Source organism: Acrocarpospora phusangensis (genome assembly GCF_016862995.1).
Taxonomy (GTDB): Bacteria; Actinomycetota; Actinomycetes; order Streptosporangiales; family Streptosporangiaceae; genus Acrocarpospora; species Acrocarpospora phusangensis.
Map to the genome: position 1 here is coordinate 32,351 of NZ_BOOA01000045.1, position 17,651 is coordinate 50,001.

13 protein-coding genes are annotated in these 17,651 nt (G+C 71.9%); 3 read left to right on the top strand and 10 right to left on the bottom strand.

Annotation, left to right across the window (positions count from 1 at the left end; genetic code table 11):
* Window positions 1-13 precede the first annotated feature (13 nt).
* Genes Aph01nite_RS25240 through Aph01nite_RS25250 form a run of 3 tightly spaced genes read right to left on the bottom strand, consistent with a single transcriptional unit; the run spans window position 14 to window position 3,584 of the window.
* Window positions 14-1,471 (bottom strand): AMP-binding protein, encoded by a 1,458-nt coding sequence (locus tag Aph01nite_RS25240; RefSeq protein WP_204043461.1) that lies wholly within the window; start codon window positions 1,469-1,471, stop codon window positions 14-16.
* A complete protein-coding gene (locus tag Aph01nite_RS25245; protein WP_204043462.1) occupies window positions 1,471-2,454 on the bottom strand; it encodes an acyl-CoA dehydrogenase family protein in 984 nt (327 codons plus the stop codon). The genes Aph01nite_RS25240 and Aph01nite_RS25245 overlap by 1 nt, the downstream gene beginning before the upstream one ends.
* The gene (locus Aph01nite_RS25250; protein ID WP_204043463.1) at window positions 2,451-3,584 is read right to left on the bottom strand and encodes an acyl-CoA dehydrogenase family protein; all 1,134 of its coding nucleotides are present in this window, start codon (window positions 3,582-3,584) and stop codon (window positions 2,451-2,453) included. Before Aph01nite_RS25250 ends, Aph01nite_RS25245 begins: the two co-directional genes overlap by 4 nt.
* Window positions 3,585-3,720: 136 nt before the next feature.
* Between Aph01nite_RS25250 and Aph01nite_RS25255 the strand changes: the two genes are divergently transcribed.
* The gene (locus Aph01nite_RS25255) at window positions 3,721-5,064 is read left to right on the top strand and encodes a sensor histidine kinase (protein ID WP_239161959.1); all 1,344 of its coding nucleotides are present in this window, start codon (window positions 3,721-3,723) and stop codon (window positions 5,062-5,064) included.
* Between the two features lie 21 nt (window positions 5,065-5,085).
* Window positions 5,086-5,676 carry a TetR/AcrR family transcriptional regulator gene (locus Aph01nite_RS25260; RefSeq protein WP_239161960.1) on the top strand — a complete coding sequence of 197 codons (591 nt, stop codon included), beginning with the start codon at window positions 5,086-5,088 and terminating at the stop codon, window positions 5,674-5,676.
* A gap of 65 nt (window positions 5,677-5,741) precedes the next feature.
* Here Aph01nite_RS25260 and Aph01nite_RS25265 read toward each other — a convergent pair whose 3' ends face one another.
* The 6 genes from Aph01nite_RS25265 to Aph01nite_RS25290 all read right to left on the bottom strand — a co-directional run bounded on the left by Aph01nite_RS25265 (window position 5,742) and on the right by Aph01nite_RS25290 (window position 14,168).
* Window positions 5,742-7,922 (bottom strand): acetate--CoA ligase family protein, encoded by a 2,181-nt coding sequence (locus Aph01nite_RS25265; RefSeq protein WP_204043465.1) that lies wholly within the window; start codon window positions 7,920-7,922, stop codon window positions 5,742-5,744.
* A gap of 151 nt (window positions 7,923-8,073) precedes the next feature.
* The gene (locus tag Aph01nite_RS25270) at window positions 8,074-9,228 is read right to left on the bottom strand and encodes a Glu/Leu/Phe/Val dehydrogenase dimerization domain-containing protein (RefSeq protein ID WP_204043466.1); all 1,155 of its coding nucleotides are present in this window, start codon (window positions 9,226-9,228) and stop codon (window positions 8,074-8,076) included.
* Complete coding sequence (locus Aph01nite_RS25275; RefSeq protein ID WP_204043467.1) at window positions 9,225-10,883, bottom strand: thiamine pyrophosphate-binding protein; 1,659 nt, start codon at window positions 10,881-10,883, stop codon at window positions 9,225-9,227. The genes Aph01nite_RS25270 and Aph01nite_RS25275 overlap by 4 nt, the downstream gene beginning before the upstream one ends.
* A complete protein-coding gene (locus Aph01nite_RS25280; protein WP_204043468.1) occupies window positions 10,880-12,046 on the bottom strand; it encodes an acyl-CoA dehydrogenase family protein in 1,167 nt (388 codons plus the stop codon). The genes Aph01nite_RS25275 and Aph01nite_RS25280 overlap by 4 nt, the downstream gene beginning before the upstream one ends.
* Complete coding sequence (locus Aph01nite_RS25285) at window positions 12,013-12,948, bottom strand: DMT family transporter (protein ID WP_204043469.1); 936 nt, start codon at window positions 12,946-12,948, stop codon at window positions 12,013-12,015. The genes Aph01nite_RS25280 and Aph01nite_RS25285 overlap by 34 nt, the downstream gene beginning before the upstream one ends.
* Window positions 12,945-14,168: a metal-dependent hydrolase family protein gene (locus tag Aph01nite_RS25290; RefSeq protein ID WP_204043470.1), complete on the bottom strand. Its 1,224-nt coding sequence runs from the start codon at window positions 14,166-14,168 to the stop codon at window positions 12,945-12,947. The genes Aph01nite_RS25285 and Aph01nite_RS25290 overlap by 4 nt, the downstream gene beginning before the upstream one ends.
* 104 nt (window positions 14,169-14,272) lie before the next feature.
* Between Aph01nite_RS25290 and Aph01nite_RS25295 the strand changes: the two genes are divergently transcribed.
* Window positions 14,273-16,102: a S9 family peptidase gene (locus Aph01nite_RS25295; RefSeq protein WP_204043471.1), complete on the top strand. Its 1,830-nt coding sequence runs from the start codon at window positions 14,273-14,275 to the stop codon at window positions 16,100-16,102.
* Here Aph01nite_RS25295 and Aph01nite_RS25300 read toward each other — a convergent pair.
* Window positions 16,099-17,649, bottom strand: coding sequence for a glycoside hydrolase family 43 protein (locus tag Aph01nite_RS25300; RefSeq protein WP_204043472.1), 1,551 nt, complete (start codon window positions 17,647-17,649; stop codon window positions 16,099-16,101). The two genes, Aph01nite_RS25295 and Aph01nite_RS25300, sit on opposite strands and share 4 nt — an antisense overlap.
* Between the last annotated feature and the right edge of the window lie 2 nt (window positions 17,650-17,651).

The following is a 17,651-nucleotide window of genomic DNA, read 5'->3' on the forward strand; positions in this document are numbered from 1 at the left end:
GCCGGCCTCCGCGTCATTCGCCCGGCTCGGCCAGGTACTCGGCTCTGACCTTGGAGCGGGAGAGCTTGCCGGTCGGCGTTCTGGGCAGTTCGTCGCGGAATTCGATGACTCGCGGGTGCTTGAAGCGGGCCAGGCGGGGGCGCAGGTGTTCGAGCAGTTCGTCCGGCGTGACGTCGGCGGAGGGCTGGACGAGGGCGACCACGCGGTGGCCCCACTCCTCGTCGGGCACGCCGATGACGGCCACGTCGCCGACCGCCGGGTGCTCCAGCAGGGCGGCCTCGATCTCGGCGGGGTAGATGTTGACGCCGCCGGAGACGATCAGGTCGGTCCTGCGGTCGTGGAGGAACAGGTAACCGTCCTCGTCCATCGAGGCGATGTCGCCGGGGGCGTACCAGTCGTCGCGCATGCTGGCGGCGGTCTTGGCGGGGTCCTTGCGGTAGCTGAAGGTGCTCATGGCGGACCTGATGTAGACCAGGCCGGGTTCGCCGCGGGGGACCTCCACGCCGTTCTCGTCCAGGACGCGGGCCTCGAAGAGGGGCGCGGGGCGGCCGACCGTGCCGGGTCTGGCCAGCCATTCGGCGGGTTTGACGGCGAAGGCGATGGCGGATTCGGTGGAGCCGTAGTACTCGTACAGCACGGGACCCCACCAGTCCATGATCGCCTTCTTGACCGCGATCGGGCAGGCCGCGCCCGTGTGGATCACCTGCTGCAAGCTCGACAGATCGTGATTTTTCCGGTCTTCGGCGGGGAGCTGGAGCATGCGGTGGAACATGGTCGGGACCATCATGGCGTTGTCGACGCGGTACCGGTCGATCAGCTCCAGGATGGTGACCGGCTCGAACCGGGGCGCGATGACCAGCGTGTGGCCCATGTTCAGCGCGAAGATCGCGTGGGCGCAGGGCGCGGAGTGGTACATGGGCGAGGTGACCAGGTGCACCGCGTCGCCCGGCTTCAGGTCGCAGACCTCGCCGACGAACCAGGCGTAGAGCGGCATGATCTCCTCCGGCGTCTTGCCCGCCAGCGGGCGCTGCACGCCCTTGGGGAAGCCGGTGGTGCCGGAGGTGTACCACATGACCGCGCCGTTGGTCCGGTCGCCGGGGTCGTCCGCGGGCTGCCCGGCGGCGAGGGCGGCGACGTCGGCGGAGTCGTACACGACGACCGAGGCGTCGCAGTCGGAGAGGATGTAGTCGATCTCCGGGGCGGTCAGGTGCCAGTTGATCGGGACGTAGTAGAGCCCGGTCTGGCCGGTGGCCAGGAGCATGACCACCGCGTCGGCGCCGTTCGGGAGCACGCCCGCGACCACGTCGCCGGTCGTCAGCCCCCGGCCGCGCAGGCCGTGCGAGACCGCGTTGACCCGGGCCAGCAGGTCGCCGTACGAGATCTCCGAGCCGTCCGTGTCCACGACCGCGCGGCGGTCCGGGTGGGCCCGCGCGATCGCGTAGAAGCTGGGCGTCGCGGTGTAGTCGAACATCACAGCTCCAGAAGGTCGGCCAGCTTCGCACGGTGGATGCGCGGCGGTCCGAGGAGGACTTCGTCGCTCTTCGCGCGCTTGTAGTAGAGATGCGCGTCGTGTTCCCAGGTGAAACCAATGCCGCCGTGCAGCAGCAGGCTCTCCTTCGCGGCCTGGAAGCAGGCCCTCCCGACGTACGCCTGGGCGAGCGCGGCGGCCTTGGGCAGCTCCTCCGGGTCCTCGTCGGCGGTCCAGGCGGCGTACCTGACGATCGACTCGGCCTGCTCCAGCGCGCAGTGCAGGTCGGCCAGCTTGTGCTTGACCCCCTGGTATGAGCCGATCTGCCGGCCGAAGGCCACCCGGACCTTGGCGTACTCGACGATCGCGGCCAGTGCGGCGCGGAGCACGCCCAGCTGTTCGGCGGCCAGCGCCACCGCGATCAGGTCCGAGGCGCGCGCCGGCAGCTCGCCGAGGGCGAGCGCGGGTTCCCCGTCGAACCGGATGCGGGCCTGTGACCTGGTGATGTCCAGGGTCTCGACCGGACTGGCCGTGCCCCGGCAGGCGAAGACGCCCTGCGGGGTGCGGACGAGGACCAGTTCGGCCTCCGCGCCGTTGACGAACAGCGCCTCGCCGGTGAGCGCGCCGCCGGACTCGGTGACGCCGCCGCCCCAGAGCGGGCCGACGGTGGCCGGGGTGCCCGCGGCGATGGCGGCCAGCTGCTCCTTGGCGCCCAGTTCGCCGAGGACGATGGCCGCGAAGACGGTGGCCAGGAAGGGGCCGGGCAGCAGGGCGGCGCCCGTCTCCTCCAGGACCACGGCCAGGTCGCGGTGGCCCGCGCCGGAGCCGCCGTACTCCTCGGGGACGATCAGGCCGCCGAGGCCGAGTTCGCCGTTGAGTCGTTCGTAGCCGCTCGGGGCGTACCCGTCGCGGGGGTTCACCGTGGTCAGGAAGGAGCGCACCGCGGCCCGGAGCTCGCGCTGCTCGCCGGTGAGGAGGAGGTTCACGAGTTCACCTTCAGGTCCTTGAACGGCACGTTCTTGTCCACCCGCGGCTCCGGCGGCAGGTTGAGCACCCGGTCGCCGATGATGTTGCGCATGATCTCGTTGGTGCCGCCGCCCAGCGACAGGGCGGGGGCCAGCGCGAGCGCGGCGCCCAGCGGGTGCCCGTCGGCGACCGCTTCCGGGCCGGCCAGCGAGACGCCCAGGTCGGCGCCGAAGGAGGTGAGCTCGGCCAGCAGCAGCTTGGCCGCGCTCCCCCGCGCGCCGGGGAAGATGCCCGCCTTGGTCTCCTGGGCCAGCCGCTGGTTGAACAGGGCGAGCGCGCGGGAGCGCACGTACAGCTCGACCAGCTGGTCGCGGACGACCGGGTCGCCGGTGTCCACGGACGCGCTGAGCGCCTCGAAGGAGGACGGGTCGTCGCGCTGGCCGCTCATCCCCACCCCGCTGGAGATGGACAGCCGCTCGTGCAGCAGCGTGGTGACCGCGACGCTCCACCCGTCGTCGACGTCGCCGATCCGGTTCTCGTCCGGGATGTGCACGTCGTCGAAGAAGATCTCGTTGAAGTTGGACCGGCCGGTCATGTCCCGCAGGGGCCGTACGGTCACGCCGGGGGCGTGCATGTCCACCACGAACATGGTCAGCCCCTTGTGCTTGGGCACGTCCACGTTCGTCCGGGTGAGCAGCAGCCCGAGGTCGGCGTGCTGGGCCACACTCGTCCACACCTTCTGCCCGTTGACCAGCCAGCCGCCCTCCACCCGCTCGGCCTTCGCCTGGAGCCCGGCCACGTCGGACCCGGCGCCCGGCTCGGAGAACAGCTGGCACCAGATCTCCTCGCCCCGGAGCAGCCTGCGGACGTACCGCTCCTTCTGCGCGGGAGTGCCCCGGTCCAGCAGGGTCGGCCCGCACATGCCCAGCCCGATCGAGAACACGTACGTCGGCAGCGAGAAGTCCCGGGCCACCGCCGCGAACGCCCGCTCCTCGGCCTGGGTCAGCCCTTGGCCGCCCCACTCCGCCGGCCAGGTGATCCCCGAGTACCCGGCGTCGTGGAGAGCGGCCATGAAGGTCTTCGGGTCGGAGGCGGGCAGGTTCTCCGCCAGCCAGGCCCGTGCGGCGGACCGGTATTCGGCAAGATCCATATTCGCTCCAATCAGTGCTTACTTACTCTAACGATCGACAGAGCATTGCTCTAGACGGCACGTTTGCCCTTTTTTGACTCCCGTGAGCGTCCATCCGGCCGTGACGTGTGATCACCTGGACACTCAGGGGGAATCGGTGAGGACATGGCACAGCTGGTCGGTACGGGCCCGGCTGACTCTGATCGCCTGCGCGGTGATGACGCTGATCTGCTCTGCCGTCGGCGTCAGCGCCCTCATCGGCGTCCGCGACCTCGCGTACAACTACAGCACCAACCGGGTGGTCAAAGCCGCATTGAAGACCGTGCACCTGGTCAAGCGGGATGTCGTCAACGGGCTGGTCCCCAGCCAGGGCGTCGCCGGCGTCCAGATCATGCGGCCCGACGGCACGATCGCCGCCGCCAGCCCGAACCTGGTCGGCAGACCCCCGATGGCCGTCTTCCTGCCCGACGACTCCATCGTCCGCGCCGACCGCCTGATCTGCGACAGCCCCGTCTACCCCGACACCTGCATGATCATCGTCGCCTTCCGCGTCTACCAGCCCGACGGCGACTGGGTGATCTACGCCGCCGATGAGGCCGTCCCGTGGTACGTGGACTACCGCCTGCTCGCCGCCCTCATCGGCGGCAGCCTCCTCGTGGTCGGCATCACCGGGTACGGCGCCTCCTGGTCGATCGGCCGCGCCCTCGCCCCGGTCGACGCCATCAGCGAGGAACTCGCCGGCATCACCGTCTCCGACCTCGGCCACCGGGTGCCCGTACCCAAGTTCCGGGACGAGGTCAGGCGCATGGCCGAGGCCGCCAACCAGACCCTGGACCGCCTGGAGGAGGCCGTCGAGCAGCAGCGCCGGTTCGCCTCCGACGCCTCGCACGACCTGCGCAGCCCGCTCACCGCCATGCGCGCCGAGATCGAGGGCGCGCTGCTCCATCCCGAGGACGCCGACTGGCCGGTCATCGGGGAGGCGCTGCTGGTCAGCCTGGACCGGCTCCAGGCGCTCGTCACCGATCTGCTGCAGGTGGCGAGGCTGGACGCGCGGGCGCCGGGCCGTACCGATCCGATCGATCTGGGCCGGCTGGCCGCGACCGAGCTGGACCGGCGGCGGCGGCGCGTCAAACTGGTCAAGGACCTGGGCGAACACGTGGTCGTCCGCGGCGACCGGCTGCGGCTGGCCCGGCTGATCACCAACCTGGTGGACAACGCGGAGCGTCACGCGGCCAGCGAGGTCGCCGTCCGGGTCGCCCGCAACAACGACGGCGCGGTCCTGGAGGTCGTGGACGACGGCGCCGGGATCGCGCCGGACAAACGCGAGATGGTGTTCCAGCGGTTCACCCGCCTGGACGCCGCCCGCAGCCGCGACTCCGGCGGCACCGGCCTCGGCCTCGCCATCGCCCGCCAGATCGCCGAGACCCACGGCGGCACCCTCACCATCGAGGACAGCAATCGCGGAGCCCGATTCGTGTTGCGAATCCCCATCGCGCGCTAGGGTTTCGATGTGGGACGGGGAATGAGCCGCATGCGCCGGGAGGACCTGCTCCGCGTGGCCTGCGAGGTGATCGCGGCACAGGGCTTCGGGCACACCCGCACGGTCGACATCGCCCAGGCGGCCGGCGTGAGCCAGGCCCTGCTCTTCTACCACTTCGAAACCAAGGACAACCTGTTCGCGCAGGCCTTCGGCTACGCCGCCGAACGCGACCTGGACAATCTGAGCGCCCTCCTGGAATCCGCCGGCGGCCCGATGGAGAAACTCCGGGCCATGCTCAAGCTCTACTCCCCCACCGGCAAATCCAAATCCTGGGCGCTGTGGATCGACGCCTGGTCGGAGTCGATGCGCAACCAGGCCCTCGAAGACGTCTCCCGCACGCTCGACCTGCGCTGGAAGGACGCGCTCGCGTCGATCCTGCGGGACGGGGCGGACGAGGGCGTCTTCAAATGCCCCGACCCCGAGGGCGCGGCCTGGCGGCTGATGTCCCTCATCGACGGCCTGACCGTCCAGGTCACCGTCCACAAACGCATGCTCACCCGCGCCCGCCTTTTCGAACTGGTCCGTACGGCGGTCGCAATCGAACTCACCTTAGAGCCCGACCAACTGATCTGATCGGTCCGCGGCTCGCCACGCCAGGACGTCCCCCTTTCCCGGACAGGGCTCGACCGGGGAGTCCTTCAGCGGGTAGCGCCCGGTGTCGCGAGCAGGTCGAGGGCGAGGGTTCCCTCGGGCCTGGCGAGCAATGGGTTGATCTCCAGCTCGGCGAGGTCCGGGCGGGCGGCGAGGACCCGCCCGACGGCGACCACGGCACGGGCGACCGCGTCCACGTCGCACGGCGGCGCGCCTCGCCAGCCTTCCAGCAGGCGGGCCGCCTTCGTGCGGCCCAGCAGCCGGAGCGCGCTGTCATGATCGAGCGGGCCAAGCGCGGTCGCGGTGTCAGCGAGCAGTTCGGTGTACACGCCGCCGCTCCCCACGGTGACCAGCACTCCCAGATTCCGATCCCGGTACGCCCCGACGATGAGTTCCACACCTCCCGCCGCCTGCCGCTCCACCCAGAACCCGTCCAGCCGCACCCGCCCGGCCATCTGCTCAGCCTCGGCCCGCACAGCAGCCGCCAACGTCAGCCCGAGCACGACACCACCGACCTCGGTCTTGTGCGCAGGGCCGACCGCCTTGAGCACGACGGTCCCGCCGAGTCGCGCCGCAAGCCGGCCGGCCTCCTCGGGAGTGGGGGCGAAGCCGCCTTCGGGAAAGAGCACCCCTTCAGCCGCCAGCGCCGACCGGACGTCACCGCCGGATGACAGCTGCCCAGGCGTGACCACCTCGGAGTCGGTGGCTTCGCCAGACCGCAGAGCCGGGCGAATACGACGGTCCTCAGGATCGGCCGCTTCCCCAGATTGGCGAGCCGAGCCGATGCCATGGTCCTCGAAGCCGGCGGTGTCGTCGGTCTGCGGGGCTGAGCCTGTGGCGGGGTCGGCTCCGGGGTGTGGGAGTGGGCGGATGCCTTCGGTGGCTCCGGAGTAGGCGGCGAGGGCGTTGACCGGGGCGTCGATGGTGGCGAAGACGGGGATGCCGCCGGTGCGGAGCAGGTCGGCGGCGGGGCCGTCGGTGCGCATTGTGTGGACGAAGCAGGGAGTGCCGAGGAGTTGGCGGGCGGCGGCTTCCTCGGGCTCGCGGAGCGCCGGGCTGTCAGCCGCGTATGAGCCGAAATATCCGGTCAAAAGGAGGGCGTCGGCTTCGCGGGCTACCAATTCCGCCACACGAGGGTAGACAGTCAGATCGGCTTCTCCGGCACCCGCCAGGTCGATGGGGTTGGTCAGCCCGGCGTCGGCCGGGAGCAGTTCCCTCAGGGCCGCGACAGCCGCCTCGGACAGCGCGGGCACCACGAGCCCGGCCCGCTCGGCGAGCTCGGCCGCCAGCGCGCCCTGCCCCCCGCTGTCCGCCACGACAGCCAGACGCGGCCGGGCGGGAACGACCTCCGCCAGGCGGGTCTGGATGGCTTCTGCCAGGCAGATTTGGGCGGTGTGGATGGCCTGGGCTGGGGTGTGGACGCGGATTACGCCGGCGGCGTCGCAGAGGGCGTCTACGGCGGTGTCGGGGGTGGCGAGGGCGCCGGTGTGGGAGGTGATCGCGCGTTCGCCCGCGGCGGAGCCGCCGACGGAGAGGAGGATTAGTCGTTTGCCCAGGGATCTGGCCTGGTCGGCGAAGGTGATGAGGGAGCGGCCGAGGGAGAGGTCTTCCAGGTAGAGGATGACGACGCCGGTGGTGGGGGCGGTGATCACTGGGTGGAGGAGGTCGGCGGTGGTGAGGTCGGCTTGGGCGCCGACGGAGGCGAAGCGGGAGAGGCCGAGGCCGGCGCGGGCGGCGAGGTAGCCGATTTCGAGGCCGACGGAGCCGCTCTGGGAGATCACGCCGATGGGGCCGGGGGTGAGGGTGCCCCAGGTGAGGGCGAGGTCGGTCGCGCCGTCGTACACGCCCATGCAGGTGGGGCCGAGGAGGCGGGCTCCGGCGGCGCGGACTCTGGCCGCGAGGGCGGGGTGGCCGCCGGGGTAGGCGCGGTCGACGCCGGCGGTGATGCCGACGAGGTAGCGGGCGCCCGCGGCGAGCGCGTCCTCGACGACGGCCTGGTACGAGGCGGCGGGCGTGACGATCGCGACCAGTTCCGGGGCCTCGGGGAGATCGGCGAGCCGCTGGTAGGCGGGCCGGCCCTGCACCTGCCCGGCCCGGCCGTTGACCAAGTAGACCCCTCGCCGTCCGGCACCCTCCAGCGCGCCTCTGGCCAGCCAGTAGCCCCATTTGGCGGGATCGTCGGAAGCCCCCACCACCGCGACCGAACGCGGGTCGAACAACCCGTTCACCCGGCCCTCCGATCACTCACGAATCGAGCGAACCGTTCACGCGTGCCTCCGGTCGTTCTCGTCGTTCGGGGCCGGGCATGCCGGGGCGCGGCGTCGGCCGCGTACGTCCTCCAAACGCCCGCGGCCGAGTCGCCTGGATCGACAATGCGGGTCATCGGGGTGCCAGGTTGCGGTCGCTGATGGCGTGGGCGATCTCGCGGGGGAGGCGGCCGGTGGTGGCGGCTTCGGTGAGGACGTCGGTGACGACGCGGCGCATCCAGGAGCGGATTTTGGCGAAGGCCGCGTCGGATTCGGCGGGGATGTCGCCGAAGAGGGTCCACCACCACCAGGAGTTGGTCGCCGAGTTGGCGACCACGTCCGGTACGACGGTGACGCCGGAGGCGCGGAGCAGTGCTTCGGCCTCGGGGGTCACCGGGGAGTTCGCGGCTTCGACGATGAGCCGGGCCTTCACCCGGGGCGCCTCCGAGACGCCGATGCAGTACGACACCGCCGCCGGCACCAGAACGTCGCAGTCCAGGTCGAGCCAGGCGTCCCTGGGCAGCTTCTCGTCGGTGGCGCGCAGGCGGGACCGGTCGATGCGGCCGTGTTCGTCCCGGGTGAGCAGCAGGGTCTCCACGTCCAGGCCGTCCGGGTTGGCGACCAGGCCCTCGCTGTCGGCGATGCCGACGACCGGGACGCCCGCGCGGGCCAGGAAGCGGGCGGTCGCGCCGCCCATCGACCCGAAGCCCTGAATGACCGCAGTGGCCCGGCGGTCGGGGATCGTCAGGTCGATGGCGGTCAGGGCCGCTTCGGCGACGCCGCAGCCGCCGGCCAGGTCGGCCAGGCCGATCCCGTCCACGGTCACCGCGAACGCCTCGTCGAGGCCCTTCAGCGCGGCGTCGGGATCGGGCAGCAGTGGCAGAACGGCGTCGATGGAGGTGCGCAGCCCGGCTTCGTGGCAGGCGGCGTCGATGGCCTCCTGCCGCAGCCCGAGATCCTCCCCGGTCGCCCAGTAGCTCTGCAGCAGCGGTTTCATGGCGGCGATGTAGCGCCGCAGCATCCCGCCCGCGCCGGGGTCCAGCGGGTCGCAGTCGATGCCGCCCTTGGCCCCGCCCAGCGGCTGGTACCGCAGGCCCGGCTCGTACGCCAAAGCCTCCTTGCGGCTCATCCCGAGAGCCAGGTCGGCCACCTCGTCCAGCGTCACCCCCGCCCGCATCCGCAGGCCGCCGCTGCTCACGCCCCGGCCCAGCCGGTCGATGACCAGATATCCCGGCCGCCCGGTCACCTCGTCGATCCAGGTCACCTTCAGGTACGGCTCGCGCGTCATCGCGCCTCCCTCAAAACGATCACGGTGGGCACCGGCGCGCGCAGCGCCTTGCCGACCGCCTCACCAAGTTCTCGCGGCGTGTCCGCGGCGGCCCCGCGCGCGCCGTACGCGACGGCGAGCGCGACGAAGTCGGGGGTGTGCAGATCGACCGCGACAGGCGGCATGCCGCGGGCGAGCATCTCCGCACGGATCTCCCCGTATCCGCCGTTGACGGAGACGACGATCGGCAGCGGGAGCCCGAGTTCGACGGCCGTGGCCAGATCCTGGACGCTGAACTGGAAGGCGCCGTCCCCGGCGAGCGCCACGACCGGCGCCTCGGGACGGGCGAGCTTGGCTCCGATGGCGGCCGGAAGCGCGAAGCCGAGCGTGCCGTACCCGGTCGGGAACAGGAACCGCCCGGGCGGATCGACCGGCAAGCCACCGAGCGCACCGTAGTAACAGAACATCGAGTTGTCGGCGACCACGATCGTGTCCGCAGGAAGCCCGTCCCTGAGCGCTTCGAGCTGCGGCGCCCAGCGTGCCGCGAGGATGCCCAGCTCAGCGGCGGCCTCCGGCGGGTCGGCACCCAATCCAGCCGAGCCGACAAGCCCTGGCAGTTCGGCACCCGACCACGCCGAACCAGCGAACTCTGGCTGTTGGGCGGGCGACCCGGCTGGATCAGCCGAGCCGGCCAAGTCGCCTTGGGCGTTCAACGCTTCGAGGGCGAGTGTGGCGTCGGCCAGGAGGGGGACGGTGGCGGGGTGGTCGCCGTGCATTTGGGATGGGTCTAGGTCGATTCTGATGAGGGAGCCGGTCAGGCGGAAGTCGTCCACCCAGAGGTCTGAGGGGGCCAGTTCGGTGCCGACGGCGAGCACGACGTCGCGGGTGGCCAGCCACTCCCGGATGGAGCGCAGGTGGAGTGTGGCGCCGAGGACCAGCGGATGGGACTCGGGTACGGAGCCCTTGCCGTTGGCGGTGGTGACGATCGGCGCGCCGAAGCGTTCGGCGAGGGTCAGGGCGAGGGTGCCGGCGCGGGAGTGGTGGACGCCGCCGCCGAGGACGATCGCGGGGCGCAGGGCCGTACGGAGCAGAGTGAGGGCGGAGGTGACGGCGGCGGGATCGGGCGCGCGGGGCGGGACCGGGTACGGCGACGCCGGGACGGCCGGGGTGGGGAGGTCGAGGAGGTCGAGCGGGATTTCGAGGTGGACCGGGCGGGGGCGGCCTTCGGCGAAGGAGACGAAGGCGCGGGAGACGGCGGCGGGGATCTCGGCGGGTGAGGTGACGCGGTGGCTCCAGGCGCAGAGGGCGTCCAGGGCGCGCGACTGGTCCTTGGATTCGTGGAGGTAGCCGCGGGCGTGGCGCGGGTGCCCGAGCGGGACGCCCGGCGAGATGAGCAGCACGGGCGAGGAGTCGGAGTACGCCTGGGCGAGCGCGGTCGCGGCGTTGAGCACGGCCGGTCCCGTGGTGGTGAGCACGACACCGGCCCGCCCGCTCACCCGCGCGTAGCCGTCGGCCGCGTAACCCGCGCCCTGTTCGTGGCGGGTCGTCACGAAGCGTACGCCCGCCTCGGCCAGGGCCTGGTAGACGGCGAGATTGTGGGTGCCGGGGATGCCGAAGACGGTGTCCACGCCGTACGCGCGCAGGGACGCCGCCAGCACCTGGGCCGTGGTGTTCACGCCCGGCCCAGCGATCGGGAGATGATCAGGCGCTGGATGTCGGAGGTGCCTTCCTCGATCTCCTCGAGTTTGGCGTCGCGCATCCACTTCTCGACCAGGAACTCGCGCGAGTACCCCCAGCCGCCGTGCGTCTGCACGGCCGCCCACGTGCACCACATCGCGTTCTCGGAGGCGGTCAGCTTGGCGATGGCGGCCTCCTCGGTGACGGCGACCCCGGTGTCGTACAGCTCAGCCGCCCGCATGGTGACAAGTCGCGAAATATCGGTCTTGGTGGCCATGTCGGCGAGACGGAACGCCACCGACTGGTGCTCCAGGATCTTGACGCCGAACTGCTCGCGCTCCTTGGCGTACGCCAGGGCCGCGTCGAAAGCCGCCCGGGACAGGCCGGTACAGGCGGCGGCGATCAGGATGCGGGAGGCGTCGAAGGTGCGCATCAGGCCGTAGAAGCCCTGGCCCTCCTCCCCCAGCCGGTTCTCCACGGGCACCCGCACCCGGTCCAGGAACAGCTCCGCGCAGGCGATGCCGCGCTGGCCCATCTTCGGCATCGGCTTCCCGATGGTCAGGCCCGGCGTGTCCCGTTCGACCACGAACGCCGTGACGCCCTTCGACCGCGTCCCCGGCGCCACGGTCGCGAAGATCACGAAATAGCCGGCGAAAGGCGCGTTCGAGATCCAGGACTTCTGGCCGGTCAGCAGATAGCTGTCGCCGTCGCGTACGGCCCGGGTGGTGATGGCGGCGGCGTCCGAGCCGACGCCCGGTTCCGTGGTGGCCAGCGCGGTCAGCGGCGGCTCCGCCGAGCAGAGCGGCGTCAGGAAGCGTTTGCGCTGCTCCTCGGTGCCGAGTTCGAGCACGGGCGCGGCGAAGAAGCCGTTGGAGGTGACCAGGTTGCCGATCGCGATGTCGCCGTGGCACAACTCCTCCTGCACCAGGCACTGGGTGACCAGGTCCGCCACCCCGCCCCCGCCGTACGCGTCGGGGATCATGAAAGAGGTGAGCCCGGTCTCGGCGGCCTTGGCCCAGATCTCCCGGGGCAGGACGTGGTCGGCCTCGTCCACCTCCCGGGCCCGGGGGCGGATCTCGGCGGCGGCGAAGTCGCGGGCCAGCCGGACGGCGTCCGCCTGCTCCTCGCTCAGTGGCCGGGCGGTACGGGGGACGCGGGGCATGTCGCCTCCTCGGGGAGCCAGTCGGGCACGGTCGCCTCGCGCCGGGGCCAGGCGACCAGGATCATCGCGGCGACCACGCAGGTCCCGCCGACGAGGACGGGCCAGGTGAGCGCCTCGCCGTACAGGGCGAAGGCGAAGCCGGTGGCCCACAGGGGTTCCGCCGAGATGACGACGGCGGCGGCCGTGGGCGGGACGTGGGCCTGCGCCCAGGTCTGGGCCAGGAAGGTGAAGGCGCCGGCGATCGTGGCCAGGTAGAGCACACCGGCCCAGTCGCCCGCGCTCGCGGGCAGGGCCACGCCACCGGGCGCGGCGGCCACCCACATGATCACGGTCAGCGTGAGGATCTGGATGATCGCCAGCGGGTACGCCTCCGCCGGGCTCGACCAGCGGCCCAGGGCGACGATGTGCACCGCGTAGAGCACGGCCGACAGCAGGGTCAGCGCCACCGGCCCGGCCTCGATCACGCCGCCCGCGTCACCGCCGCTGAGCAGCGTGAACGCGGCCATGCCCGCGGTGGCCAGCGCGACCGCCAGCCAGGTGCTCCGCTCGGGCGCGTGCCTGGTCCAGAGCCAGGCCAGCAACGGCGTCAGCACCAGGTACGACCCGGTCACGAACCCCGACACCGACGACGGCAGCTCGATCAGCGCGAACGTCTGCACGACGAGGGCGGCCCCGTAGACCAGCCCGAGCGCGACCCCGGTCAGCCAGGTACGGCGGCTGAGCCCGGCCAGCGCCTTCGGCCGGATCGCCACCAGGACGGCGACCGCGATGGCGAAGCGCACCGCGTACAGGTCGGCCACGGGGAGGCGGAGCAGCAGGTCCTTGGTCAGCGGAAACGTGGAGCCCCAGATGGCCGTGACGCTGACCAGGCAGGCGATCCCGGCGAGGTACGTGCGGTTCACCCGAGCTCGTTCTTGACGACCGTGCCGCCCTTCATCACGAAGGGCACGTCCTGGAACTTCCGGATGTCGAGCTCGCCGGGGACGGCGACGAGGTCGGCGTACCGGCCCGGGGTTAGGGAGCCAACCCGGTCCTCCCAGCCCATGCACTCGGCGCTGGTCAGGGTGGCGGCGCGGAGGGCGGCCAGGGGGGTCATGCCGTACTCGACCATGGTGGCGAGCTGGCGGCCCTGGAGGCCGTGCGGGAAGCCGCCCGCGTCGGTGCCGAAGCCGATCTTCACGCCCGCCTTGACGGCCTTGGCGAAGGCGACGCGCTGGGCCTCGGCGGTCTCGTCGTTCTTGCGGAGCTGTTCGGCGTCGTAACCCTGGGAGGGGCCGGTCTCGCTGATCCAGTCGGCCCACCAGATGTCGGCGGACAGGTAGGTGCCGTGCTCGGCCATCAGCTCCACGCCCTCGTCGTCGAGGAAGCAGGCGTGCTCGATCGAGCGCACGCCGGCCCGGATCGCGCGTTTGATGCCTTCCGCGCCGTGGGCGTGGGCGGCCACGTGGCGGCCGTACCAGGAGGCCTCCTCGACGGCGGCGCGCAGCTGCGCCTCGGTGAGCTCGGGAGCGCCGGGGACGGTGCCGTTGGCGAGGACCGCGCCGGTGGCGATCACCTTGATCAGGTCGGCGCCGTTGAAGATGATCTCGCGGACCCGCTCGCGGATGTCGTCCACGCCCGAGGTCTGGCCGAACCGGAACTCGCGGGGCAGCTCGATGTCGGGGGCGAGCCCGGTGACCATGCCACCGCCGCCCTTCACGGTCACGTACGCCCCCGCGACCGCCATGCGCGGCCCGAGGATGTGCCCCGCGTCGATCGCGTCCCGCAGGGCCACGTCGAGGAAGGCCCGGAACGTCCCGACGTCGCGGACGGTGGTGAAGCCGGCCAGCAGGGTGTCCCGCGCGTTCGGCACGCCGGCCAGGGTCTGCTGGGCGGCGCTGTACTTGAGCTCCTGGGCGTAGTCGCCGCAGGCCGCGACGCCGACCAGATGGGTGTGCAGGTCGATCAGGCCGGGCGTGACGGTGACGTCGCCCAGGTCGATCGGCTCGCCGTCGAACGGCGTCGTGGCGGCGGGGCCGACGGCGGCCACGCGTTCGCCCTCGATGAGGATCAGCTGGTCTTCCAGCACCCGCCCGGCGACCACGTCAACCAGCCGGCCGCACCGCAACGCCTTGTCCGCCATCGGAGCTCCTTTCCTGATTGGCCACTCAAACACAGTGCTCTTTACCTTGGCAATAGCCATTCACTACCCTCTCATTCTGAGTCACTGATCAAGGGAGGACGCGGATGCGGCCACAGGATCTGGCAGCCGATCGCCTACTGACGGAACTGGACGTCTCCCCGGACGGCTCCCTGGTCGCGGTCATCGAGCGGCGGGTCGTGCGCGGCCGGGAACACCACCGGCTGCTCGTGGTCCCCACCTCGGGCGGCCGGGTCAGGGTGCTCGCTCCCGAGGCGTCGCTGCCCCGCTTCTCGCCGGACGGCCGTACCGTCGCGTACCTGGTGAAGGAGCAGCTCCACACGCGGCCGGCGCACGGCGGGGCCGCCACCAAGGTCACCTCGTTCCCGCGCGGCGTCGTGGACTACGCCTGGCTCGGCTCGTCGTTCCTCGTCCTGGCCCCCGACCAGGATTCTCCGGTCATGTCCGGCGGTTCGGTGGCCCGGGTGATCCGCCGCCTGGACTGGCGCGAGGACGGCCACGGCCTGCGGCTGCACCCCACCCACCTGCACGTGCTGTCTCCTGACGGGACCGCGCTGCGGCTGACCTCCGGTGAGTGGTGGGCGTCCGGCCCGCGGATCTCCCCCTGCGGCACGAAGGCCGGCTTCATCGCCGACCCCCGCGAGGACGCGGACCTCGACCCCAACCCCCAGGTCTACGAGGTGCCGCTCACCGGCGGGCCGATCTCGCTCGCCAGCTGGGTGGCAGGCCCGGTCACCCGCTTCTCGTACGACCCGGACGGGAGCGTCGTCTGCGTCGCGGCCCCGTCGCGCCGTCCGACCGACTTCGAGAACGAGCAGCTCTGGCACAACGTCCCCGGCCGGCCGCCGGTGTCGCTCACCGGCCACCTCGACCGTTTCTCCGGGCAGGCGCCGACCACGGACGAACGCCTCACGGTCACCTGCGACAACGGCCGGGAACCGGCCCAGCACGTGACCGGTGACGGGATCGCCGACCTGACGCCCGCGCGGCTCGACCCCGTCGTGCACGCGCTGGCCGCCGCCGGCGGCGTGGTGTGCGCGATCGCGAGCCTCGGCGGCGCGGCCCGCCCCGACCTGTACCGGCTCGCCCCGGACGGCGACCCCGAGCTGCTGTTCCGGTCCGGCTCCGCCTGGCTGTCCGGCTTCGAACCCCCGCTCCAGCAGGAACTGGAGATCGGCGGCATCCAGGTCTTCCTCGTCGGCCCCCAGACGGACGGCCCGCTCCCGGTGGTGCTCCAGCTGCACGGCGGCCCCGCCTGGGCCTGGCCGGTCGAGCCCGACCTCGACGCCCTGCTCCTGGCCGCCGCCGGCTTCCTGGTGGTCCGCCCCAACATCCGCGGCTCCTTCCACCGCGGGTACGCCTTCGGCGCCGCCCTCGGGGGCGACTGGGGCGAACCCGACGCCGAGGACTGCCACACCGTCCTGGACGGCCTCGTCGCCCGCGGCCTGGCCGACCCCGCGCGGATCGGCTGCTACGGCAACTCGTACGGCGGCTTCCTGACCAACTGGCTGATCGGCACCTCCGGCCGGTTCGCGGCGGCGGTCAGCCAGAACGGCGTCACCAACCAGGTCTCCGGCTTCGCCGCCTGCGACCTGGGCGCGATCTACGACGTGGACTCGGGCCTCGGCGACGTCTGGACCCCGGAGGGCGTCGAGCACCTCTGGAAGATCTCACCGCTCCGCCACGTCGGCGCCATCACCACCCCGCTCCTGCTCCTCCAGGGCGAGCAGGACCACCGCTGCCCGCCCTCCGACGCCGAGCAGATGTTCGTCGCCCTGCGCCGCCTGAACCGCACCGTCGAGTACGTGCTCTACCCCGACTCCGACCACTCCCTGGCCCACACCGCCCGGCTGGACCGCAGGATCGACCGCGCCGAACGCATGATCGCCTGGTTCCGCACACACCTGCTCGGCTAGACCGCCCGGTACTCGAACCAGTCGAAGGAGGCCGTGTTCGCGCTCGGGGCGCCGTTGGAGGTGGCGTAGAGGGCGATCATGGTGCCGATGAAACCGCCGGCGGTGGTGGAGCCGAGGATGCGGCCGTCGGCGGGCGCGCCCAGGTCACGCCACTCGTCCGGTTCGAGTGCGTACCGGAACTGGTAGTCCTGGCCGTGGGCCTCGACGGCGAGGTGGACGCGGCCCGCGTCCGCCGCCGCGGTGGCGAGCAGGGTGTCCTCCCCGGCGGCGCGCCTGATCAGGTCCAGGCCGCGGGTCGAACGCTCCAGCCGCAGCTGGTAGGCGTCGTTCTGGATGAGCGCGAGCCCGGCGCTCTCGTCGCCCCGCGGCCGGAACTCCAGCACGGTGTGGGCGGCGAAGTCGATGTGCTGCTGGCGGCGGGCGACCAGGCTCGGGTTGGCCCGCTCGGTCAGCGACTCGGGGCGCAGCCGCAGGGTCAGGCGGCTGTCCGCGAGACTCCAGTACGGGGTGCGCGGCGTGCGGAGGTGGTTCCACTCGGGCGCGAGCCGTACGCCGTCGAAGTGGTCGCAGGCGGGGCGGGCGGGCCAGCGGCGGGGAGCCAGGGCCGGGGCGGGCATCTCCGGTTCCACCAGGTCGTAGACCGGCCAGCCGTCCTCCCAGCGCACGCTGGTGAGGAAGGTCTCCCGGCCCAGGTTGTAGCCGCTGTCGGCGCGTACGGCGGCCATGGTGAGGGGGCTGTCGGGGTGCCCGCCGTACGGGCGGGTGGCCAGCAGGACCGACCACCAGTCGCCGTTCTGGGTCCGCACCAGGTCGGGGTGCCCAGTGCTGGTGATCGGGTGCCGGAGGCCGAGGTGCCGGTGGGTAAGGATGGGATTGCGCGGGTTGTTCGTGTACGGCCCGGTGATGGCGTCGGCGCGGGCGACCATGACCGCGTGGTCCTCGGCGGTGCCGCCCTCCGAGGTGAGCAGGTAGTAGCGCCCGTCGACCAGGTAGACGTGCGGCCCCTCCGCCCAGATGCCGCCGCGCTGCACGGGCTCCCAGATGACGTGCTCCTCGCCGACGAGCTTCATCGAGGCCAGGTCCAGCTCGCGCAGCCAGATCTCGGTGTCGCCGTCGTAGCCTTTGGCGGCCTTCTCGCGGGTCCCGCACATCCAGGCGCGCCCGTCGTCGTCGAAGAACAGGGACGGGTCGAAGCCGCCGGCCTCGGGGAACCAGATGGGGTCGCTCCACGGCCCGGCCGGGTCGGTGGCCGTGACCAGGAAGTTGCCGGGCTCGTCCATGAGCGTCGTGATCATGTAGAAGACGCCGTCGTGGTGGCGGATGGTCGGGGCGTAGATGCCGCCGGACGGCCGTACGCCGTCGAGGTCGAGCTGGGAGGGGCGGTCGAGCACGTGCCCGAGTTGCCGCCAGTGCACCAGATCCCGGCTGTGGAAGATCGGCACCCCGGGGAACCACTCGAACGAGGAGGTCACAAGGTAGTAGTCCGCGCCCACCCGGCACACCGAGGGGTCCGGGTGGAAGCCTGGAATGACTGGGTTCGAGAACATGG

What these genes read in the sequence shown, in the direction of transcription:
- Aph01nite_RS25240 (WP_204043461.1), bottom strand. Translation starts at nt 1,471, where the DNA reads ATGTTCGACTACACCGCGACGCCCAGCTTCTACGCGATCGCGCGGGCC.
- Aph01nite_RS25250 (WP_204043463.1), bottom strand. Translation starts at nt 3,584, where the DNA reads ATGGATCTTGCCGAATACCGGTCCGCCGCACGGGCCTGGCTGGCGGAG.
- Aph01nite_RS25260 (WP_239161960.1), top strand. Translation starts at nt 5,086, where the DNA reads ATGAGCCGCATGCGCCGGGAGGACCTGCTCCGCGTGGCCTGCGAGGTG.
- Aph01nite_RS25270 (WP_204043466.1), bottom strand. Translation starts at nt 9,228, where the DNA reads ATGACGCGCGAGCCGTACCTGAAGGTGACCTGGATCGACGAGGTGACC.
- Aph01nite_RS25280 (WP_204043468.1), bottom strand. Translation starts at nt 12,046, where the DNA reads ATGCCCCGCGTCCCCCGTACCGCCCGGCCACTGAGCGAGGAGCAGGCG.
- Aph01nite_RS25290 (WP_204043470.1), bottom strand. Translation starts at nt 14,168, where the DNA reads ATGGCGGACAAGGCGTTGCGGTGCGGCCGGCTGGTTGACGTGGTCGCC.
- Aph01nite_RS25295 (WP_204043471.1), top strand. Translation starts at nt 14,273, where the DNA reads ATGCGGCCACAGGATCTGGCAGCCGATCGCCTACTGACGGAACTGGAC.
- Aph01nite_RS25300 (WP_204043472.1), bottom strand. Translation starts at nt 17,649, where the DNA reads ATGTTCTCGAACCCAGTCATTCCAGGCTTCCACCCGGACCCCTCGGTG.